This window comes from Amycolatopsis sp. lyj-108, assembly GCF_046549005.1.
GTDB lineage: Bacteria > Actinomycetota > Actinomycetes > Mycobacteriales > Pseudonocardiaceae > Amycolatopsis.
In genome coordinates this window covers 17,413-37,627 of record NZ_JAJPWQ010000013.1, presented here as the reverse complement: position 1 = coordinate 37,627, position 20,215 = coordinate 17,413, and the positions used below count along the sequence as shown (strand labels likewise).

Below are 20,215 nucleotides of genomic sequence, written 5' to 3'. Positions count from 1 at the left end.
TCTACACTCCCGCGGATGGACGAACAGACGGCAGAGGTGTCCACCGCGTCAGCGGTCCGCAAGGCGATGATCCGGCTGGTCCCGTTACTCGGGCTGCTCTATCTGCTCAACTATCTCGACCGGGTCAACGTCGGGTTCGCGGCGCTCACCATGAACGCCGACCTCGGCATCAGCTCGGCCGCCTACGGGCTCGGCGCGGGCCTGTTCTTCGTCGGGTACTTCTTCTTCGAGGTGCCCAGCAACGTCATCCTGCACAAGGTCGGCGCCCGGATCTGGATCGCGCGGATCATGGTCACCTGGGGCATCGTCGCCTCGGCCACCGCGTTCATCCAGGGCGAGGTCAGCTTCTACATCGTCCGCGTGCTGCTCGGGATCGCCGAGGCCGGGTTCTTCCCCGGCATCATCCTGTACCTGACCTATTGGTTCCCGCGTAAGCAGCGAGCCAAGATCGTCGCGCTGTTCTTCCTCGCGGTGCCGCTCTCGTCGGTCATCGGCAGCCCGGTTTCGTCTCTGCTCATCAAGCACGGCGACGGCGTCCTCGGCTTCGACGCCGGCTGGCGCTTCATGTTCTTCGCCGAAGGGGTGCCTTCGATCCTGCTCGGGGTGGCGGTGTTCTTCCTGCTGCCGAGCAAACCGAAGGACGCGAAGTGGCTCTCCCCGGGGGAGCGCACGGCGTTGCAGTCGGCCATCGACGCGGAAGACTCCCGTGAGGTCGGCAAGGAGGTGAGCACCCGATCGGCGCTGACCGATCCGCGCGTGCTCGCGCTGAGCGCCGTCTACTTCGGGATCATCTTCGGCCTCTACGTCCTCGCGTTCTTCCTGCCGCAGGTGATCAAGGGCTTCCAGCAACAGTTCCAGACCAACTACAGCATCGTGGAGATCGGGCTCATCACGGCGATCCCGTACGCGGTGGCCGCCGTGGCCATGGTGTTGTGGGCGCGCCATTCGGACCGCACCGGCGAACGGGCGGGGCACGTCGCCATCGCCGCGTTCGTCGGCGCGGTCGCGATCGCCGGCGCGCTGTATCTCGGCTCGCCGCTGTGGGTGATGATCGCGGTGACCGTCTGCGCGGTCGGCGTGTTCACCGCGATCCCGGTGTTCTGGCAGCTGCCCAACGCCTTCCTGACCGGAGTCGGTGCCGCCGCCGGGATCGGCCTGATCAACTCCTTCGGTAACCTGTCGGGCTTCGTCGGTCCCTACCTCACCGGCTGGTTGCAGGGGTTGACCGGGAGCTTCCGCGCCGGGATGTGGGCTGTCGCGTTCTTCATGGCGATGGCGGGGGCCATCGCGTTGACCTTCCGCAACAAGGAAAAGAACGCGATCAAGTGAGGTGGTCGAAGTCGCCGTTCACCCACCGGATGTGGGTTTCGGCGCTTCGGCGCACCACGGCCTTGGCGTCACGATCGATGGTGTCGCCGCCGAGGGTGTAGAGCCGGTCGTAGGCGAAGTCGTCGAGCCGGTCGACGATGCGGCGGACCACGGCGCCCGAAAGCGGGACGTGCTTGGGGAAGTTGCGCTGGAACGACACCCAGTCCGGCGCGAGCCCACCCGAGATCGTGTCCCCGGCGAGGATGCTGCCGTCCGGCGTCCTGGCCACGGCGCTGCCCCGCATATGCCCGCCGAGCCGGACGAGTTCGAGGCCGGGCAAGGGTTCCGCGTACTCGTCCCAGAACTCGAACGCCGGATCGGGTGCGGGCAGCCATTCTCGGTTGCGTTCGTTGACGAGCACCGGGACGCCGCCGAGCGCGCGGCTCCAGCCGAGCTGGGCGCCGAACATGTGCGGATGACTGGTGGCGATCACGGCGACGTCGCCGAGGCCGCGCACGACGTCGAGCACCTCGGTGTCCAACCAGGACGGCGGATCCCAGAGCAGGGTGCCCGCCGGGGTCACCGCGATGAACGACCAGTGCCCGATCGCGAAGTTCGGTTCCCGTTTGATGCTGTGCAGGCCGCGGCCGTGATCGCGGTGCAAGGTCCTGTGCGGCGCGGAGATCAGTTCCTCGTGCGTCCACCAACGTCCGGTGTGCGCGCCGAGGTCGCCTGCTTCTTCGATGCCGACCTCGCCGCGGTCGAGAACGCACCGGGGAGGTTCGGGGGTGGCGGGATGTTCGATACCGCACCTGTCGCAAATCCACATGATCGACAGCTTGCGACCTCCAGTGCGCTGGAGGTCAAGACGCGTCTTCCCCCGGCTCGGCGAGCCGGGGGAAGACGAGGGTTCAGCTGACGGTCGTCTTGCCGAGGACGGCGTCCTGGTCGGGCGGGTCGAGCGCGAGCTGGACGTCGAACTCGCCGAGGGAGCTGTCGGTGACGATATGCGAGGTCGCCGCGGCGTCCACGCTGCTGGTCGCCTCACCGGCGGGGGTGCCCGCGGGGATGGTGAAGTCGACCTTGCCCTCCGCGGTGAACTTCAGCGGTCCTTCGGCGGGCACCTCGGTGTCGGGGATCGGCAGCTCGATGGGGATCGCGATCTTCTGCTCACCGAGCGCGATGTTCACCTTCGAGCTGATCGTGCCGGAGAGCTTCTTGGCGCCGACGAGCCGGAGCCCGTCGCCCGCGGCCTGACCGGCGTCGACGTCGAGGGTGAACGGCACCGAAACCGGCTCCCCGGCCTTCGCCGCCGCCGGGATTTCCGCCTTCACGACCACCGCCACCTTCTGGTCGCCGATGATGGGGAAGCCGCCCTTGTACGTGAGATTCTTTTCGACGGCGGCAGCGGTTCCCGCCGCGGCGAACATGACCGTGCCGGCGACCGCGGCCGCGATCCCGGCCGCGCAGAACCGCCGAACACCCTTCCGTACGAGGGTTTCCGTCATGTCAGGTCCTTTCGTCGTTGAATGGGCTCGACGCCGAATCTAGGTGGAAAGTCACCAACGAGGAAAGGAAAAGATCTCTCGCGTTTTCTTTACGTGTGGATCTTGTCACGCATATGTGGAATGGCGTGTTCATGAATTGTCATACGAAGGCGGAAAGGGGAAATACGTGCCGCATTCTTGTCATCCCGGTGACAGGTGCTCCGGTCGTACCGTGCGCGGTCTAAGGTCTTGATCGTGACCGAACGACCCGAGCCGTGGCATCGCCGGACCCGCAGGTTCCTGCGTGCGACGGACCAGCGCGGCGAACTGGTGCGCGGCGCGCGGTTCCTCCGCAGGCTCGTCCCGGGGGACGGCACGCCCGGCGACCCGCTGGCGCCGTCGACGGGCCGTTCGTCCGACCGGCTCGCCCGCCTGCTCACCGAGGCGGGCGCGGACCGGCCCAGCGCCACCCGTGAGCTGGGACTGGCCGCCGTGCAGGCCTGGCAGGCCGTCCGCCGGACCGGCGCGCAGCCGATGTCCGCGGACGGGATCACGGTGCTGTTCACCGACCTGGTCGGCTTCTCGACCTGGGCGTTGCAGGCGGGCGACGAGCGCGTGCTGGAGCTGCTGCGTTCGGTCGCCGAGGTGACCGAATCGGTCGTCACCGGGCACCGCGGCAGCATCGTGAAAGGGCTCGGCGATGGAGTGATGGCCGTGTTCGCCGACCCGGGTGAGGCGGTGAAAGCCGCGTACGAGACGTGCTCCGCCGTGAGCGTGATCAAGGCCGAGGGCTACCTGCCCCATCTGCGCGCGGGGCTTCACCGCGGCAACCCGAGCCGCGTCGGCAACGACTACCTCGGCGTCGACGTGAACATCGCCGCCAGGATCATGGCCGCCGCAGACGGCGACGAGGTGCTGGCCAGCGGAAGCGTCGTCGACGAGCTGGACCCCGGCGCGGTGATCGTGCGCCCGCGCCGGAGTTTCCGCGCCAAGGGGACCCCGAAGGACCTCCGTGTCTACCGCGTCGTGCCTCGCTACTCCTCGTGACGAGCCAGGAAGGTCCGTGAGGGCCTCCTTCCCTACTTTCAGGGTAGGGAAGGAGGCCCTCACGGAGCCTTGCCACGTACCGAGCCGCAAGCCCTAGCCGGGCATCTCCGAAGGCTGCGAGTCCAGCCCCGTCCGGGGCTTCGACCAGCCGCCGCGCGTGAAGTCCGGTACCGCGACCGGTTTCCCGCCGCGGGCGAGGGACACCACGCTCAACGGCACGGGGGAGCACCAGGCCGCCGAGTCGTAGACGTCGATGTCCGGCACCAGCCCGGCGCGCATCTGCTGCACGATCCGCCACTGCAGCACGTAGTCCATGCCGCCGTGCCCGCCGAGGTTCGGGTCGTCCTTGAGCTTCTTCCACAGCCAGTGGTCGTGGCGTTCGCGGTACGGCCCGAAGTCCTTCCACGCGTGCCCGCTGTGGTCGGGCTCCAGGTAGATGCGGGCGGGGTAGTCCTCCACGATGCCTCGGCTGCCGGCGAGACTGTTGATGCGGCTGTACGGCCGCGGCGAGCTGACGTCGTGCTCGGCGCGGATGATCCGCCCCTGCTCGGTCTCGATCAGGCAGGTCACCAGGTCGCCGTTGACGTAGGTCTCTTTCCACGACGGATGGCCCGGCGGCATGTGGCGTTTCCGGTAGTCGGCGAGCCCCTTCGGCTCGGTCGCCGTGGCGCGCAACGTGGCGAACCGGTCGCCGCGGTTGACGTCCATGCAGGCGGCGATCGGCGCGAGGCCGTGCATCGGGTAGAAGCTCGCGGTGCTGCGGGTGTGCCATTTCCGGCGCCACGCGTCGGTGTAGTACGTGTCGGAGAACAGCAGTGCGCGCAGGTCGTGCAGATAGCCGCCGTGCCCGTTGGTGACCTCGCCGAAGACCCCCTCGTGCGCCATCTTGAGGATGGCCAGCTCGTTGCGGCCGTAACTGCAGTTCTCGGCAAGGAACAGGTGTTTGCCGGTCTGCTCGCTGGTGTTGACGAGGTCCCACAGCTGGTCGAGCTCGGTGGCGATGGGCAGCTCGACGCCGACGTGTTTGCCGGACAGCAGCGCGGCCTTGCCCTGTGAGTAGTGGAACTCCCACGGGGTGGCGATGTAGACGAGGTCGATGTCGTCGCGGGCGAGCATCTTCTTGTAGGCGTCGGCGGATCCGCCGTACTCGGCCGGGCGCGGACGCCCACCGGCGGCGAGTTTGTCCGCGGCGGCCTTCGCGCGTTCGGCGCGGATGTCGCAGACCGCGGTGACCGCGGCGCCCGGTACGGCGCTCCACCCGCCGATCATGGACATGCCGCGATTGCCGAGACCGATCATCCCGACGCGGACGGTCTGGTGCCGTTCGAACGGCACCCCGATCATGCTGCGCTGACCAGGACGGCGAGGCGCGCTTTCCGCCTCTTCGGCTGCGGTCGCGCTCGTCGGGATCGCGGCGAGCGCCCCGGCGGCGAGCGCGCCGCCGAACAGTGTCCGCCGGGAGACAGAGGGCAGGTCGGCCATGAAGAACACTCCTTCGTGTCGCCTTCGGTGCCCAGACCTTGTCCAATCGCCGCCGGATATGTCAAGAGATGCGTCAAAGTGAGCAGTAAACTGCACTAATGCGCAGTTTGACTGCTTGTTTGCGGGCGCTTCGCGCAACCCGGGTGCGCGCACACCCGGGTCACGCTCGCGCTCAACGGCGGATCAGCACCTGGTCGATCGACTTGCGCACCAGGTTCGGCACCACGCAGTCGTCCGCCGGATAGCCGACCGGGATGACGGCGAACGCCTTCTCGTTCTGAGGCCGTTCGAGCAGCTCGCCGAGGAACCGCATCGGCGACGGCGTATGCGTCAGCGCGGCCAGTCCGGACAGATGCAACGCCGTGATCAGCATGCCGACCGCGATGCCCACCGACTCGTCGACGTAGTAGTGCTTGTGCTTGGTGCCGTCCTCGTCGAGGAAGTAGCGCTGCTGGAAGACCACGATGAGGTACGGGGCGTCGGTGAGATGGGTCTTCACGGCGTCGGTGCCCAGCGGGCGCAAGGCGGACAGCCATTCTTCGCCGAGCCTGCCCTCGTACGAAACCCGCTCCTCTTCTTCGGCCGCCTCTCGAATCCGCTGTTTGGTCGCGGCGTCCTTGATGAGTACGAAGGTCCACGGTTGCTGATGTGCGCCACTGGGTGCGGTGGAGGCCACCGCGATGGCGTCCACCACTGCCTGCTCGGGTACCGGGTCGGTCGAGAACATCCGCACGGTGCGGCGGGTGTCCATGCGGCGGCGCAGATCGGCGGCGGTGGCCAGCGATTCTTCCGCGGACATGCGCGCCGGGCGATAGGGCACCGGCTCGAAGGGGTCGCCGTAGGTCGGGGTCCACTGTGCTGCGGTCATGGTCCCGATTGTGGTGGCGGACCTGGTTTTCGGGAAGCCCTGGAGCCAGGTTATGTCCCTGGGGTTATGCCGCCATCCGTCTCAAGTGGACGGACGCCGGTCGTCGTAACCGGTGGGCCGTTCCAGTACCTAGAGGGCCACTTAGCGGTGGCCGCGACGTAGGAATAGGTATCTACTGCACGACTTTCGTCGGTGTCAGGCTTCTCTTGCCGCGCCCCAGAATCAGCACACCCGTCCCCATCGCGCGGCCGAACCCGGGTCGCAGAAATGAGTCGGAACCATGCGACTGCGCTCCTTCGCCCTGATCGCCGGCACCGCCTTCGCGGCGTTGCTCGGCGTCACCGCCCCCGTGGCATCCGCCGCGGAACCGTCCTCCGATGTCCAGCCGATGATCATCGGCGGCCAGAACGCGTCGAGCGGCCCCTGGGCGGCCAGGCTCTTCGCCAACGGCAGGCAGACCTGTACCTCGACGATCATCGCGCCGCAGTACATCCTGACCGCGAAGCACTGCGTGGCCAGCAGTGGCACGTTCACCTTCCGGATCGGCAGCCTCGACCAGCAGAGCGGCGGCACCATGGCCACCGGCTCCACCGTCACCCGCCACGCGAGCGCGGACCTCGCGATCGTGCGGCTCACCGCCCCGGTGAACGCCACGTACTCGCCGCTGGGCACGACCGCCAACGTCTCCGTCGGGCAGACCGTCCAGGTCTACGGCTGGGGCGCGACCAGTCAGTGCGGCTCGGAGATCAACTGCCAGTCGCGCTACCTGAAGGTCGCCAACGTCTCGGTCACGTCGGTCTCCTGCCGTGACTACAACGGCGGCATCGCGGTGTGCGCGCGCCGCGGCGACGGCATCACCGCCGGCGGCGACTCGGGCGGCCCGATGTTCGCCTCCGGCCGTCAGGTCGGCGTCGCGTCGACGAGTGACCGGCAGACCACGACCGCGTACACGAACATCACGCGGTACCGGCCCTGGATCCAGCAGATCGCCGGCGTCTGACATCTGGTGTAGCAGGGCCCTCCCCGGCGGTTGCCGGGGAGGGCCCTGTGCTGTGCTCTTAGCGCGCGTTTCATAAGCCAAGCTCGCGATCTTCGCGCCCAAGCGTGGTTCCGGACTGGCCGACAGGAGTCAGCTGCGCTCTGAGTGTCCACAAGGGACGCTTTCCAGCGACGAAATGTCTACTTTAAGGCATATGCCCGTTTAGGCAAAGAGGTCGTGAGTGGCGATGAGGGTTCTATTTGAGGGGAAGGGCAAACGTGTCGCGGCGTGGGCCGGTGTCCGCTTCTGCGTATGCGTTCTCCTGGTTGTGAGGGCCTCCTTGCCTACTCTGAGGGTAGTGAAGGAGGCTTTCGCTACCGTCGGATGTGGTCTCTGGTGACAGTGGGACGGCTGTGACCTCGGTGGCCGGTCGTGAAGTACATGAAGGCCCCCTTCCTTGCGTCTAGCGCAAGGAAGGGGGCCTTCATGTACTTCGGTAAGGCGTGACTCGCGTGCCTGGATGTCGCACTCGGGTGTGCGGAGTCTGAGCACGCGAGTGCGGTGTCGCGTCACCCAGACCGCTGTCTCGCCCCAGGCACGACACGTTTGCCTTACCCCTCAAATATGAGACACGCGCTAGTCGGGACGGCCGACCTGGGTGTTCGACAGGTCGAGACCGATCGCGAAGTCCGCCGTGTAGCCGCTTCCGGCCTGCTGTGGGCGCAGCAGCATCTGGGCTCCGCCGCTGCGGTAGATCGAGTCCCGGCTGTTGGTCGTGTCGGCCGGGCCTTTCCGCCGGTACGGTTCGGTCCGCAGATAGGCCGCGCCGAACTCGGGTGTGAAGTAGAGCTGCGAGGTGAACTCGTACGGCCGGCCGTTGGTTCCGACGGTGCGTATTTTGAGGTGGATATGCAGCGTGCGTCCCGTGTACCAGCCGGGAAGAATGGTCGTGAACTTGGCCGCTCCCGATTGGTCGGTGTTCTGGTAACCGCGCAGGAAACGGCGTCCGCGACTTCCCTGGGACGGAATGTCGGAATACAGCCCGAACGCGTCGCACTGCCAGAGGTCGACCATGGCCCCCGGTAGTGGGGTGCACACCTGCTGGCGAATTTGCTGAACGGTGAAATTGATGGCCAGCGCGGTGCCGGCGACCAGCTGTCCGGTGGATGGCTCACTGCGGATATCGGAACGGTTGAGCCGTTCGTCGACGAAGTACGGACCTTCCATTTGTTCTGGCTTGACCACGCAATCAAGCGTGCAGACCTCGGGTGTGCCTGCGCTGGAGGTGGTGGCACTCGCGGTGGCGGATCCGGCGACAGTCAGTGTCGCGCCGGCGGCGCCGAGGAGAATCAACGCCTGCCGCCTGCCGAGTACCCGGCCTACGGGCTCATCATCGTCATGCATGGGTTTCCTTTTCGCCGAATGAGGGGAGCGAGGGAACTGAGCGCGACAAGGGATTGCCGTAATGTGTCGCGCGCATTCGATTGTCCGCCACGACTCGTCCGCTGTCGAGAAAGTTCACTCGCGCGCACCATACTTCGAAGTGGGCAGTATTCTTTGATGGGCCAAGTTCTCGAACCGCTGCTACGGCATTTGCCTACGACGCCCGGAAATCCAAAGTCTCGGCGGCCTTACGTGCCCGGTGGTTGGCCACGTTGACGCGATTTCCGCATAATCCCGGCATGCAATAGCGACGTCGCCCAGGGCGCGTTGTGTCGATGAACGCACCTCGGCACGTAGGTGCGCCACAGGCGCGGAACCGTTCCACGCCGAGAGACTGGACGACGCCGAGTATTCCGACGCCACAGATCAGGGAAAGCGCGTCGAAGACGGTCGCGTCCGGCCGGAGCGAGACCGCCCATCGAGCGCGGTCGCGCGAGGTGTCGAGGGTGACGTCACCGATCGAAGTGGTGAGCGCGGTGGCGCCAGTGATGAGGCGCGCCTGGTCCGGGTGGTCGATCAGATCCCGGACTTTGACGCGTAGCCGGTGAACGGCACGCAGATCGCCGGGCCGGGAGGGCTCAGGCAGTGAGTGAAGCTCGGCGAAGGCGGCGAGAGACGCCAGGTCGGGCAGCTTGTCTTCGCCTTGCCAGACCTCCGCGGTGGTGTTGACCAGGTCGGTAGCGATGCCCGCCGCCCAGACGTAATCGTCTAATGCTACTTGCATCCCTTACCGGCCTCTCGTACGTTCGCGGTTAACCGTTACTTTAACCCTTACCGGGAGGTTCTCCGTGGAGATCGACGCCTTGGTGTTCGACATACTCGGCACGCTCGTCGACGAACCGGCTGGGATTCGCGCGGCCATCCGGGAAGCCGCGCCGGATGCGGACGCTGACGAGCTGGTCGAGCTGTGGCAGGGCCACGTCGAGACCGAGCAGCGGCGCATCGTCGAGGGGGAGAGGCCGTACGCCCCGAGTGACGTTCTCGACCGCGAAGCGGCCCAGGTCGCCACCAACACAGACGTGGTGCCGAAGCTCTCGCCGTGGCCCGACTCCGTCGAAGGATTGGCCAGGCTCGCCGAGAACCACCGGCTGATCGGCCTCTCCAACGCCGGCCGGAGGAGCCTGCTGCGGATCAATGCCCACGCCGGCCTCCGGTGGCATCTGGCGCTCTCCGCGGAGGAGGCACAGACCTACAAACCGGACCCGGCCGTCTACGAACTGGCCGTTGGGGCCTCAGACGCGCCGCCGGAGCGGCTGCTGATGGTCGCCACCCACGCGTGGGACCTGAGGGGAGCGCAGAGTGTCGGTCTCCGGACCGCCTATGTCGCGAGGCCTGTCGGGGACCCGCCGGTGGCGACGGACCGGTTCGACTTCTACACCGAGGACCTCGCCGATCTGGCGGTTCAGCTCGCAAAACAACGGATGTGATCAAAACTGTCGGTGCCGCCCGCTAGGTTCATCCCAGTCCCCACCGAGGCACCCCGCAAGGAGAAGATGCGTTGTCAGACTGGGAAAGAGCGAGCACGGCCCGGGTGTTGCCACCTGCCCGCCCGCGCAAGCTCGCGAAGGTCCCGTTCGTCGAACTGGCCGACGGACGGGTGCAGGGCGTGGTGTCCAGCGGATCGGACATCGGGCGCGTGTACGTCTCGTCGGTCGCGGCGAGCACGTACGAATTCGCCTGTAGTACCAACAACAACCGGCCTTGCGGCGGGGCGCGGGGCATGTTCTGCAACCACATCCTCGCCCTGATCAACGAATCCACCCTTCAGTACGGCGCCGAGCGTGTGGCGCGGTACCTGCGTGTCGAAGTTCCGGAGCCGACCGCGCAGGCCATTTCGCAGACCATGAGCGCGACGCGGCCGTCGCAGGGCGACAACACCGCCGCCGCGTCCGTGTTCAGCCAGTTCTTGCGGCACTTGGCATATCTGGAATTCGAAGCGTCGACGGCGCCGGTGCCGGAACTGCACTGGTTCCCGCCGACCAGGGCGGTGGTGTGATGCGCACCGATCTGCTCACCGACCCCATCGCCGGTCTCGATGAGGCGCTGGCGGTTGTCGACGCCTTCGATGACGTACTCGTCGCCGGCTTGCTTCGTCCACAGAAGATCGCCGGTTTGACCGAGCTGGCCGAGGCCGTCGCGGGGTCGCCATTGGCGTCGCGAGTCGCCGAGGCGGCCGAGAAGACGGCAGCCGGTGCCGCGGGGGAGGAACACTTCGTTTCCCTTGCGGCGGCGAGGATCGCCGTGTTCGGTTCCGTGCACGACGCCGTCCTCGCGCGCCTTGCCGAGGCGACCGGCCGGCCGTCGGAAGAGGAGTCCATTCGGCAAGTGTCCGAGACGGACATGCCGAATCTGCCGGCCGCCGCGCGTTCCTGGCTGTCCGATCTGGCCCGCGCCGGCTGGCAGGGCATCGACCACGATTTGATCTCGGCTTCGGCGCAGGTGATCTCCGCTCTGCTCGCGGAACCGAGTCTGCGTCGGCTGGCTGTCCTGCTCGACGGCTTTGCCGCGGAGCTCGCCGCGTCCTGTCCTGGTGCGGCGTTGGAACGAGTTCCGGTTCGACGCTGGGGCGACCTGTGGTCGCGCGGGATGCTGCTGACCTTGCCCGCGGCCACGCCCGCGATCGGCACGGTCACCGGCCGCCTGCTGCCGCTCGGGGTCGATCTGCTGGAACACTCGACGGCAGCGCAAGCCCAGGTCCACGCCGTATTCGAGCCCGAAGACGGCAGCACGCCGCGTCTCGTGCGTGCCAGCGTGACAGTGCCGAAGCCGGACACGATCATCGGCGCCGGGATCTGGCAGCTGCTGCGCCCGCATCTTTCCCTGCTCACGGCGATCAGCGAGGGCCGCTCGATGGACCTTGCCGAGATGCCGCTCACCGCCGAGGGCGACCTGCTCTGGCAGGACGAACTTGCCCGCCTCGGTGAGCCCGCGGACGCTTTCTCCACCGCGCGTGTCGCGCTGCCGAAGGCTGTCACGCCGGCGGTCGCACCACTGGATCGGCATCCGGTGCGGATCGCCGTCCCCGTCTTCCTCGAGGGCTACGGCATCGAGGGCGACGAAGACGCGCTCACGTTCACGTTCGCGGGGAACCACCTCGCCGTCGAGACCGACCGCATCCCGGCAGCCGGGCCGCTGACACCGAAAGCGGTCGCGAGTTCCAGTGCGTGCATCGGCCTGATCCGGTGGGACGGCGGTTTCCGGCTCCAACCGCTCGCGGTGGAGACCACGGTGCGCAAGAAGACCACCGCCGTGCACGCCGGGGCCTGGGCCGGGGGCACCACGGACAAGGCCGGGGTGAAAGCCGAGAAGGCGGCCACCGACGCCGCGGCCGTGCTGCGCGAACGCGCCGGAAGGCTGTTGCGGAAATGACCGAATCCGAGGACAACCGCCGCCAGGTCCTGTACTGGCGGCTGCTCGCCCGGCTCTTCGACCCCGAGGAGCAGGCCGCGCTCGAAGCGGCGAGTGTGGCCGTGGTCGAGGACATCGGCCTGCCGTCCGCGCTGCTCGATCCGAACGTCGCGGTCGACTCGGTCGTCCAGCGTCATCCGGAACTGGCCGTCGAGTTCGACGGGCTGATGGTCCCCGAAGCCGAAGACAGCCGGGACAAGGCAGCGGAGGTGCGGCGAGCGGCGCTGGTGTCGAAGGTGCTGCTCAACGTCTTCGCCGCGGCACCCTCCACCGTGACAGCCGGGCAGCTGTCCAGCTGGCAGGCCGACGCGGGCTGGTTCGAGCGCGCACTGGGGTGCCGCCCCGGTGAGCTCCGCGGCGGTCGTCCCGGTGGCGCTCCGACCGGGCTGGGTGGTACCGGCGGGGGCCCGGCTCCCGATCTGAGCACGCTGCTCCCGTCGATCGGCCCGGAACTCGGTGCCATCGAGGCCGACCTCGTCAAGCGGATGCATCTGCGCGAGGTCCTCGCCGATCCCGCGCTCGCGGCGAAGCTGAGCCCGAGTATGTCCCTCATCGAACAGTTGTTGCGGGACAAGGACAATCTGTCCGGAGTGGCGCTGGCCAACGCCAAGTCGCTCATCCGCCGCTACGTCGACGAGATCGCGGAGGTCCTGCGGACCCAGGTCGAGAAGGCCTCGACGGGCAAGGTCGACCGGTCGGTCCCGCCGAAACGTGTGTTCCGCAACCTCGACCTCGATCGCACCATCTGGAAGAACCTCACCAACTGGAGCCCCGACGAGGAACGGCTCTACGTCGATCGCCTCTACTACAAGCAGACCGCGAAGAAGACCACCCCGCAGCGGCTCATCGCGGTCGTCGACCAGTCCGGCTCGATGGTGGACTCGATGGTCAACTGCGCCGTACTGGCCTCGATCTTCGCCGGACTGCCCAAAGTGGACGTTCACCTGATCGCCTACGACACCCAGGCCCTCGACCTCACGCCGTGGGTGCACGATCCGTTCGAAACCCTGCTGCGCACGAATCTCGGCGGCGGCAACGACGGCATGGTCGCGATGGCGCTGACCCAGCCGAAGATCGCCGAGCCCGCCAACACCGTGGTGGTGTGGATCTCCGACTTCTACGAGACCCGCGTCGAGCAGCTCTTCGAAAGCATGGCCGCGATCCACCGATCCGGGGCGAAGTTCATCCCGGTCGGTTCGGTCACCAGCGCCGGCCGGGGCAGCGTCAACCCCTGGTTCCGTGAGCGCTTCAAGGATCTCGGCACGCCGGTGATCTCCGGTCACATCACCAAGCTCGTCCACGAACTCAAGACCTTCCTCACCTCCTGAACTTCCCCGAAAGGCAAGACATGTCCGACGTCCTGCGCGCCCCCGCCGAACTCAAGTACGCCGAAGAGCTGGACTGGCTCGAGTCGATCGACGACGGCCCCAAACCGTTCGCCTGGCGCCTGTCCCCGAAGATGGTGCGCCTGTTCGTCCTCGGCGCCGAGCGCGCCGACGGCCTCGACCGTGAGATCTCGCAGAAATGGTTCGGCGACCGGAGCATCGTCGAACGAGCCATCGTCACGCTCGCCTCCGACCGCGGGCTGCTGCTGATCGGCGACCCCGGCACCGGCAAGAGCTGGCTCGCGGAACTGCTGGCCGCGGCGATCTCCCGCAACTCGACGCTCGTCGTGCAGGGGACCGCCGGAACCACCGAGGATCACATCAAGTACTCGTGGAACGTCTCCATGGTCATCGCCAAAGGCCAGTCCCGGGAGTCGATGATCCCGTCGCCGATCATGACCGCGATGGAGGCGGGCTCGATCGGCCGGTTCGAGGAGCTGACCCGGTCCACCAGCGACGTGCAGGACGCGCTGATCTCGATCTTGTCCGAGAAGTACATCTCGGTACCGGAACTGGACAGTGACGGCATCGTCTTCGCCAAACCCGGCTTCTCCGTGATCGCGACCGCCAACAGCCGCGACCGCGGCGTCAACGACCTGTCCTCCGCGCTCAAGCGCCGCTTCAACTTCGTCCGCATCCCGGTGGTGACGAACAAGAAGAGCGAGGCGGAGATCGTCCGCTTCCGCACGGAGGAACTGCTGCGCCGCCACCAGATCGAGCTGGACGTGCCGCCGACCCTGCTCGACGTGCTGCTGCGCAGCTTCGGTGACCTGCGTGCCGCGGCGGCGTCGGCGGGCAGCGACGACGAGAAGCTGGAGTCCGCGTTGTCCACCGCCGAACAGATCGGCGTGCTCGAAGACGCGGTGCTGCACAGCAACTTCTTCGGCGAACAGGCGCTGACCGCCCGAACGCTCGCGTCGTCGCTGGTCGGCTCACTCGCCCGTCGTGAGCCGGAAGACCTGGCGATCCTCAACAAGTACCTGCACGGCGTCGTCGAGCCGCGCAGCAAGGACGAGGGCGGGGACTGGCCGGAGTTCCTCGACGGCGGCCGCGACGCGATCGCCACCCTCTCGTGAGCGGCGCCTTCGAGGCGCTGCGCGGCCAGTTGCAGGAGGCCGCGGCCGCCTTCGCCGACGGGCCCGGCGCGCTGGAGGGCATCCTGCTCGGGCTCGTCGACGACGTCGACCGCGCCGTGCGGGAACCGTTGGAGATCTTCCCGGTCTGCCACCATTCCCCGGCTTCGGCCGTGGCGATGGCCCGGCGGTTGCGGGAGAAGCGGCCGAAGGTGGTGTACCTCGAACTGTGCGAAGACATGGCGCCGTTGCTGACCGAGCTGCGCAACTGCCGTCTTCCCGTGGCGGTGCAGGCTTTCGCGACGGACGTGAAGGGATTCCCCGCCGAGTGGGCGCCCTTGTCCGTTGTCGCGCCGATCACCGAGGCTTCGGCCGAGTACCAGGCGATCGCGTACGCCCTCGACACCCCGGGTGTCGAACTCGTCCTCGTCGACCGGTCGGCCGACCACGTCTTCCAGTGGAACGAAGGCGAACCCGTCCCGGATCCGGACGCGCCGCCCGCGGAGGAAGAGGCCGCGCTGCACGGAGACGCGGTCGGCGTCGAGATCGGTGACCTGCGGCCGCGGTTCGCCGAACTCGAGGAACACCTCCTGCGGCACGGGCGGGTGCGGCACTGGTCGGAGTGGTGGCACCAGTACGTCGAGCTGCCGCTCGGTGACAGCGACCACGACACCTACCGCCAGGTCATGTTCCTGATCGGCAGCCTGTTCCGCCGTCTCGCGCCCGGCGACACCCGGCGCGTGCGGGTGGACGAAGACCGCGAGCGCTACATGTGGACCCGCATGCGCGAGCACCTCGCCACTTCCGGTGCGGATCCCGCGGACTGCCTCTACATCTGCGGCGCGTTCCACGCGGCCAGCCGGGTCGCGGAGTTCGGCGTCGAAGGCGCGGACGGGTTCGTGATCAGCCCGCGCAGCGCGAGCACCTGGCAGTACGGGCTGATCCCGTCGAGCCACGCCTCGATCGAGGCGCAGTTCGGGCTCGCCGGGGGATCGGTGTCGATCGCCGCGACGGAATGGGCGAAGAACCTCAAGCGCACGAAGGTGAAACAGTTTCAGCTGGACGGGCAGGTGGGCGTCCCGAAGCGGAAGAAGGCCGCGGAGCTGCCTGCACAGACGCCGGATCCGGCGGCGTCGGATCAGCTTTCCGGTTTCCTGCAACGGCCTCCGGTGCTCGACCGGCTGGACGAGGCCGAGCTGCTCGGCTGGTCGGTCGAGATCGTGCGGGCGGCGCGCCGCAACGGGTACCTGTCCTCGACAGCCGACGCCATCGCGGTGTTCGAGACCTCGATCCTGCTGGCGGGCCTGCGTGACAGGGCCAAGCCGACGCCGTACGACTTCCAGGACGCGGCGGTCACCTGTATCGAGAAGGACGTCGTGCCCGGCAGGCGCGACGTGCGCCGCCTCGTCGAGATCATGATGGGTGGCGACCGGATCGGCCAGGTCGGCTACGACGCGTTGCCGCCGCTGGCACGCGACGTGCACGACAGGCTCGAACCCCTGAACCTCAAGCTGCAGCAACGAGGTGTGCAGCGGGCGTTGCTCGACATCGCTTCGAGGCCGGAGCTGGAGCCCTGCTCCGATCTGCTGTGGATGCTGCGGTACCTGATGCCGCACGGTGCGGCGCGGCCGATCATGGGGGAGCGGCGGCTCGGTGAACGGCCGATCCAGGAGTCGTGGGATCTGGCGCTGGGCACCCACCAGCGGGCCCTCATCGAGCTGGGCTACGAGGGTGTCAGCATCGAACAGGTGCTGGAGCAACGCCTTCGTCGTGCCGCCTACCATCCGCAGGCCACCGCGGCGAAGGTGCTAGGAGCGGTCGAGGACGCGACGCTCTACCTGCGCAGCGCCCGGCTTGCGGCGGAGCTGGGCACGCGTGCCCTGGAGGTGCTGGCCACCGAACGTTCCGTCGACGGCGCGCCGGAAGTGCTGCGGCGGGTGCGGAGGCTGCTGGCGCACTACCGGACCAGCGAGCCGGTGCTGCCCCGGTGGATCGAGGACTTCGTCAGGACGGGGTACGCGCATTACTGCACCCTGCTCCCGGCGGCCTTCGCCGACGAGGAGGCCGGGGTCGAGCAGGTCGCCGCGATGCTGGGCTTCCTGTTCAGCATGGAGGCGCTCGCCTTGTCGCTGGGGTGCGACCGTACGCAGCTGGAGCTGGCGATCTCCGGATCGCATCCGGAGGAGCCGTCGAAGGTGGCGTTGCTGTGGGCGGCGCAGGTCCAGCTCGGCCGCCTCTCGCGCGCGGAACTCCGCGAGCGGTGCGCCGGACTGCTGGCCAACCCGTTGGTGCTGCCCGCTTATCCGCGCTACCTGAGCGGGTTCGTCCACGCGTTGGAACCGGCGCCGGGATTGGCCGACTTCGTCGTCGAGGCGGTGTCGAACGCCTTCTCCGAGCTCCCGGACAGGTTGCTGCTGCCGTGGTTGCCGACGTTGATCACCACGCTGCGATCCCGGGGCGCGGATCTGGTGCCGCTGCTCGTGCGTGAGGCGGGGCGGATCTTCCCCGGCCGCCTGGCGGCGCTCGATGAATGGGTTCCGCCTTGGAAAGACCAGCCGGAACCGCTTGCCCTACCGAGGAAATCGGGCGGGAGCGGGCTCGCGCTGCTGGCCGCGCACCCGGCGGCCTGCGACGCCGTGGCGGGACTGCTGGGCTGCGACGAGCCATGGGGGAGCACCGCACCCACCGGTTTGACGCTGCTAGAGCGGTATCCGGACTCCGCCGCCGCGCTGGAGGAGGTACTCACCGGGGTGTGAACCCGAGGGGCGGTCGCCGGGGCGTCCGGTGACCGCCCGATCGGTCAGTCGGCGACCCAGCTTCCGTGGAAGCCCAGCGGCACCGGCCTCGGCAGGTGGATGCGCGCCAAGGGTTTCGCGGTGAAGTCCTGTGCCGAAAGGATCACCAGGTCCGAGGCGTTACGGTCGGGATTGTTGACGTAGGCGAGGGCATAACCGTCGTCCTCGGACTTGCCGCGGGACGACGGGACGAAGACCGCTTCGCTCGCGTCGGCGCCCCGGCCGAAGCGGTGCACCTCCGAGCGTCCGTTCCGCAGGTCGTGCTTGATCAGCGCGTTGCCGAAGGTGTCGGCGGGCTTGTCCAGGTAGACGTCGAACAGTTCGCCGGGGGAGGCCGAGTAGCCGTACCGGTGCCGTCGTGACACCAGGCTTTCGTTGACCCGCGGGAACTCCTGTGGCCGGTCGTCGAGGACACGGCGCCGCACGCGGCCCTGCGCGAGATCGATCGTCCAGCGCTCCAGCACCGGCGGCCCCGACGCCGACGGGCCCCCGAAGCCCTGCTTGCCTGCCACTTCGAACGGCGCCGGCATCGTCGTCAGGTCGACCACCACAGTGGAGCCGTGGTCGTAGGCGTTGAGCGTGTGCGAGTAGAACACCGGATCCACGCCGAACCAGCGGACCGGGCCACCGTCGCGTTTCATCACCCCGACCCTCGCCGGGTGATCCGTGTTCCACTTGTAGGGCACGACCTTGCCCGGCTGCGGATCGAAGGTGACCGGTACGTCGAAGACGACCACGTAGTTCTCCGTGAGCCCGAAGTCGTGCATCATCGGGCTGTCGGTGACGGGGATCCGGGTGGTCCGCACGACGCGGCCGGTCCGGTCGATCATCAGATGCCGTACGTGGTCCCAGATCGGGTGGTAGGTCACGGCGTGCAGTTCGTCGGCGCGCGCGTCGAACTTGGTGTGCGCGGTGTAGGAGCCCTCCAGCGAGCCGCTGAAATCGAAGGGCCCCAAGGTGTTCAGCTCGCCGTCGAGTTCGTACGGCGGTGCACCGGACTCCTGCAGGGCGAGGATGCGGCCGTGGTGGCTGATCACGTGGGTGTTCGGCGCGAAATCCTCGGCGGGCACCGGCCACGGATACCGTTCGCCCAGTTTCGCCGCGACACCGGACGAACGCACCCAGCGGTTGCGGTACCACTCGGCCTTCCCGTCGCGCAGCCGGACACCGTGCACCATTCCCTCACCCAGCATCCAGTGGTGAGCGCGCGGATCTTCGAGCCCGAGCACGTTCGGCCCGGTGCGCAGGTACCGCCCGCAGAGGTCGTCCGGAATGCGGCCGGTGACCGGCAGGCCGAACGCGGTCACCTCCTCCTTCACCGGCGCGAACGCGCCTTCGATGAACGGGTAACGCGGTTTCGCCGGATTGGGCGCGGCGGACGCGGACCCGGTGCTCCCGTAGGCCGCGGCGGCTCCTCCGATGGCGAGCGCGGCCGCGCCGCGGAGCACGTTCCGCCTGTTCGGTTCGGTCATGGTCGATCCCCCAACTCAGGAAGTAACTGTGTATGCCATGAACAGTGTATGCCTTTACCTGTTTTGGGTGCAACAATGCCCCGATGGACGACGTCGAGATCGAGTTGCTGCCGCCGGGTACCGCGCTGGCCTGGGGGCACACCCCGGCGCCCCGGCGCGGGCCGAAACCGGGATACAGCCTCGAGCAGATCGTCGACGCGGCCATCGCGCAGGCCGACGCGGAGGGTTACGCGGCACTGTCCATGCCGTCGATCGCCAAACGGCTCGGCATCACCGCGAACGCGCTTTACCGGTACCTGAGCTCCAAGGAGGAGCTGCTCGTCCTGGTCGCCGAAGCGGCCTGGGGGCCGCCGCCGGAACTGTCGTCCGGCGACTGGCGCGCCGCGGTGACGGCCTGGGCCCGCGCGCTCCTCGCACGCTGCCGCCGCCACCCCTGGCTGATCGACCTGCCGGTGCGCAGGGCGCCGAGCACGCCGAATCTGCTGGGGTGGCTGGAAAACTTCCTGGAGGGGATGGCCGGCTCGGGCCTGAGCGTCCAGGATGCGACCGGCTGCGCCGTCCTCGTTGACGGCTGGGTCCGCAGCACCGCTTCACTGCTGCGAGACGTGAACGCGAGCCCTTCGGATCAGGTCCGGGCGTTGAGCGCGTTCCTGGGGCCGCGTCTCGAAGGCCGAGGCTACCTGCGCGTCGCCGCCGTGATCTCCGGCGATGCGTACGGCGAAGAAGGCATGGAGGAAGCCGACATCGAGTTCGGCCTCGGCCGCATCCTGGACGGCATCGAAGCGCTCATCGATCGCCGCTGAACACCTCGTCGAGCCGGTAGTCGACGATCTCCGCCGCGCGTTCCGGGGTGTAGGCGTCGACCATGATCGCGGTCACGAGGCCGGCGGACATCGTCGCGAGCGCGTCGGCCTCCAGCGTGGGGTCGAGGCGGGCGGAGACGTCGCCCTTTGCCTGCGCTTTTCGGAGCAACTCGGTGAGCGCGCGGGTCAGGTGGGGTAGAAGCGGTTCCTGGTCGGGGTCCTGGCTTCCGCGGGTGACATCGACGGCGAAGTAGGCGATCTGGACCGCGGCCAGCATGCGGCGGCGTTCGCCGTCCGGCAGGACGGCGGTCAGGTAGGCGCGCACGATGGTGCGTTCGTCCCCGGTCGCCATCGCCTCGACGATGCTCTTTCCGGCGATCTCGCCGGTCAGTTCGACGACCCGCTGCCAGGCGAACCGCAGCATCTCCTCCTTGGTCGGGAAGTAGTACTGGACCAGGTTCATCGAGATGCCTGCCTCCGCGGCGACCGCACGCAGCGTGACCGCTTGCAGGCCTCGGGCGGCGGCGATCCGGAAGAGTGCCTCCGCGATCTCGCGCCTTCGTTCTTGGTGGTCGACACGTTTCGGCACGCGGTCACTCTGCCATGACCTCCTGGGGGTGGTCCGAACAGCCACCCGCTGTTATAGTGCAAGTGCACCATAAACC

General features: G+C 67.9%; 18 protein-coding genes. 10 read left to right on the top strand and 8 right to left on the bottom strand.

Features of this window, described 5'->3' with window-relative positions; translation table 11 throughout:
* The first annotated feature begins 15 nt into the window (after positions 1 to 15).
* The gene (locus ACLJO0_RS35880; protein WP_125794464.1) at positions 16 to 1,329 is read left to right on the top strand and encodes an MFS transporter; all 1,314 of its coding nucleotides are present in this window, start codon (positions 16 to 18) and stop codon (positions 1,327 to 1,329) included.
* Here ACLJO0_RS35880 and ACLJO0_RS35875 read toward each other — a convergent pair.
* Both ACLJO0_RS35875 and ACLJO0_RS35870 read right to left on the bottom strand, forming a co-directional pair.
* Complete coding sequence (locus tag ACLJO0_RS35875; RefSeq protein ID WP_410583578.1) at positions 1,322 to 2,137, bottom strand: hydrolase; 816 nt, start codon at positions 2,135 to 2,137, stop codon at positions 1,322 to 1,324. The genes ACLJO0_RS35880 and ACLJO0_RS35875 overlap by 8 nt on opposite strands.
* Before the next feature lie 82 nt (positions 2,138 to 2,219).
* Positions 2,220 to 2,816 carry a DUF6801 domain-containing protein gene (locus ACLJO0_RS35870; protein WP_410583576.1) on the bottom strand — a complete coding sequence of 199 codons (597 nt, stop codon included), beginning with the start codon at positions 2,814 to 2,816 and terminating at the stop codon, positions 2,220 to 2,222.
* 228 nt (positions 2,817 to 3,044) lie between these two features.
* Between ACLJO0_RS35870 and ACLJO0_RS35865 the strand changes: the two genes are divergently transcribed.
* Complete coding sequence (locus ACLJO0_RS35865; RefSeq protein ID WP_125794462.1) at positions 3,045 to 3,842, top strand: adenylate/guanylate cyclase domain-containing protein; 798 nt, start codon at positions 3,045 to 3,047, stop codon at positions 3,840 to 3,842.
* A gap of 93 nt (positions 3,843 to 3,935) precedes the next feature.
* Here the strand turns inward: ACLJO0_RS35865 and ACLJO0_RS35860 are convergent, their stop codons facing one another.
* Positions 3,936 to 5,324, bottom strand: a complete 1,389-nt coding sequence (locus ACLJO0_RS35860) for a Gfo/Idh/MocA family protein (RefSeq protein ID WP_410583574.1) — start codon at positions 5,322 to 5,324, stop codon at positions 3,936 to 3,938.
* 172 nt (positions 5,325 to 5,496) lie between these two features.
* Positions 5,497 to 6,192, bottom strand: coding sequence for a nitroreductase family protein (locus tag ACLJO0_RS35855; RefSeq protein WP_410583572.1), 696 nt, complete (start codon positions 6,190 to 6,192; stop codon positions 5,497 to 5,499).
* A 280-nt stretch (positions 6,193 to 6,472) separates the two neighbouring features.
* Here ACLJO0_RS35855 and ACLJO0_RS35850 point away from each other — a divergent pair, with 280 nt between their 5' ends.
* Positions 6,473 to 7,192, top strand: coding sequence for a S1 family peptidase (locus ACLJO0_RS35850; protein WP_125784604.1), 720 nt, complete (start codon positions 6,473 to 6,475; stop codon positions 7,190 to 7,192).
* A 615-nt stretch (positions 7,193 to 7,807) separates the two neighbouring features.
* Here the strand turns inward: ACLJO0_RS35850 and ACLJO0_RS35845 are convergent.
* Positions 7,808 to 8,575 (bottom strand): twin-arginine translocation pathway signal protein, encoded by a 768-nt coding sequence (locus tag ACLJO0_RS35845; RefSeq protein WP_410583569.1) that lies wholly within the window; start codon positions 8,573 to 8,575, stop codon positions 7,808 to 7,810.
* A 193-nt stretch (positions 8,576 to 8,768) separates the two neighbouring features.
* Positions 8,769 to 9,338 (bottom strand): CGNR zinc finger domain-containing protein, encoded by a 570-nt coding sequence (locus ACLJO0_RS35840; RefSeq protein ID WP_410583568.1) that lies wholly within the window; start codon positions 9,336 to 9,338, stop codon positions 8,769 to 8,771.
* A gap of 64 nt (positions 9,339 to 9,402) precedes the next feature.
* Here ACLJO0_RS35840 and ACLJO0_RS35835 point away from each other — a divergent pair, with 64 nt between their 5' ends.
* The 6 genes from ACLJO0_RS35835 to ACLJO0_RS35810 all read left to right on the top strand — a co-directional run bounded on the left by ACLJO0_RS35835 (position 9,403) and on the right by ACLJO0_RS35810 (position 17,236).
* Positions 9,403 to 10,041: a haloacid dehalogenase type II gene (locus ACLJO0_RS35835; protein WP_410583567.1), complete on the top strand. Its 639-nt coding sequence runs from the start codon at positions 9,403 to 9,405 to the stop codon at positions 10,039 to 10,041.
* Between the two features lie 71 nt (positions 10,042 to 10,112).
* Positions 10,113 to 10,610: a hypothetical protein gene (locus tag ACLJO0_RS35830; RefSeq protein WP_410583565.1), complete on the top strand. Its 498-nt coding sequence runs from the start codon at positions 10,113 to 10,115 to the stop codon at positions 10,608 to 10,610.
* Positions 10,610 to 11,983, top strand: coding sequence for a hypothetical protein (locus ACLJO0_RS35825; RefSeq protein WP_410583563.1), 1,374 nt, complete (start codon positions 10,610 to 10,612; stop codon positions 11,981 to 11,983). The genes ACLJO0_RS35830 and ACLJO0_RS35825 overlap by 1 nt, the downstream gene beginning before the upstream one ends.
* Positions 11,980 to 13,350 (top strand): VWA domain-containing protein, encoded by a 1,371-nt coding sequence (locus ACLJO0_RS35820; protein WP_410583561.1) that lies wholly within the window; start codon positions 11,980 to 11,982, stop codon positions 13,348 to 13,350. The genes ACLJO0_RS35825 and ACLJO0_RS35820 overlap by 4 nt, the downstream gene beginning before the upstream one ends.
* A gap of 20 nt (positions 13,351 to 13,370) precedes the next feature.
* Entirely contained in the window at positions 13,371 to 14,483 is a 1,113-nt protein-coding gene (locus tag ACLJO0_RS35815; RefSeq protein ID WP_125784594.1) for an ATP-binding protein, read from the top strand.
* On the top strand, positions 14,480 to 17,236 hold the full coding sequence (locus ACLJO0_RS35810; RefSeq protein ID WP_410583559.1) for a DUF5682 family protein: 2,757 nt from the start codon (positions 14,480 to 14,482) through the stop codon (positions 17,234 to 17,236). The genes ACLJO0_RS35815 and ACLJO0_RS35810 overlap by 4 nt, the downstream gene beginning before the upstream one ends.
* Positions 17,237 to 17,280: 44 nt before the next feature.
* On the opposite strand, the gene ACLJO0_RS35805 is transcribed toward ACLJO0_RS35810, so the two are convergent.
* Positions 17,281 to 18,747, bottom strand: a complete 1,467-nt coding sequence (locus tag ACLJO0_RS35805; protein ID WP_410583557.1) for a carotenoid oxygenase family protein — start codon at positions 18,745 to 18,747, stop codon at positions 17,281 to 17,283.
* Positions 18,748 to 18,830: 83 nt separating this feature from the next.
* Here ACLJO0_RS35805 and ACLJO0_RS35800 point away from each other — a divergent pair, with 83 nt between their 5' ends.
* Positions 18,831 to 19,550, top strand: a complete 720-nt coding sequence (locus ACLJO0_RS35800; RefSeq protein ID WP_410583556.1) for a TetR/AcrR family transcriptional regulator — start codon at positions 18,831 to 18,833, stop codon at positions 19,548 to 19,550.
* Here the strand turns inward: ACLJO0_RS35800 and ACLJO0_RS35795 are convergent.
* A complete protein-coding gene (locus ACLJO0_RS35795; protein WP_410583554.1) occupies positions 19,534 to 20,139 on the bottom strand; it encodes a TetR/AcrR family transcriptional regulator in 606 nt (201 codons plus the stop codon). The genes ACLJO0_RS35800 and ACLJO0_RS35795 overlap by 17 nt on opposite strands.
* Positions 20,140 to 20,215: the final 76 nt, after the last annotated feature.

Coding starts and splice junctions, on each gene's coding strand:
- ACLJO0_RS35875 (WP_410583578.1), bottom strand. CDS start 2,137: ATGTGGATTTGCGACAGGTGCGGTATCGAACATCCCGCCACCCCCGAA.
- ACLJO0_RS35870 (WP_410583576.1), bottom strand. CDS start 2,816: ATGACGGAAACCCTCGTACGGAAGGGTGTTCGGCGGTTCTGCGCGGCC.
- ACLJO0_RS35845 (WP_410583569.1), bottom strand. CDS start 8,575: ATGCATGACGATGATGAGCCCGTAGGCCGGGTACTCGGCAGGCGGCAG.
- ACLJO0_RS35805 (WP_410583557.1), bottom strand. CDS start 18,747: ATGACCGAACCGAACAGGCGGAACGTGCTCCGCGGCGCGGCCGCGCTC.
- ACLJO0_RS35800 (WP_410583556.1), top strand. CDS start 18,831: ATGGACGACGTCGAGATCGAGTTGCTGCCGCCGGGTACCGCGCTGGCC.
- ACLJO0_RS35815 (WP_125784594.1), top strand. CDS start 13,371: ATGTCCGACGTCCTGCGCGCCCCCGCCGAACTCAAGTACGCCGAAGAG.
- ACLJO0_RS35840 (WP_410583568.1), bottom strand. CDS start 9,338: ATGCAAGTAGCATTAGACGATTACGTCTGGGCGGCGGGCATCGCTACC.
- ACLJO0_RS35860 (WP_410583574.1), bottom strand. CDS start 5,324: ATGGCCGACCTGCCCTCTGTCTCCCGGCGGACACTGTTCGGCGGCGCG.
- ACLJO0_RS35850 (WP_125784604.1), top strand. CDS start 6,473: ATGCGACTGCGCTCCTTCGCCCTGATCGCCGGCACCGCCTTCGCGGCG.
- ACLJO0_RS35880 (WP_125794464.1), top strand. CDS start 16: ATGGACGAACAGACGGCAGAGGTGTCCACCGCGTCAGCGGTCCGCAAG.
- ACLJO0_RS35825 (WP_410583563.1), top strand. CDS start 10,610: ATGCGCACCGATCTGCTCACCGACCCCATCGCCGGTCTCGATGAGGCG.
- ACLJO0_RS35855 (WP_410583572.1), bottom strand. CDS start 6,192: ATGACCGCAGCACAGTGGACCCCGACCTACGGCGACCCCTTCGAGCCG.
- ACLJO0_RS35820 (WP_410583561.1), top strand. CDS start 11,980: ATGACCGAATCCGAGGACAACCGCCGCCAGGTCCTGTACTGGCGGCTG.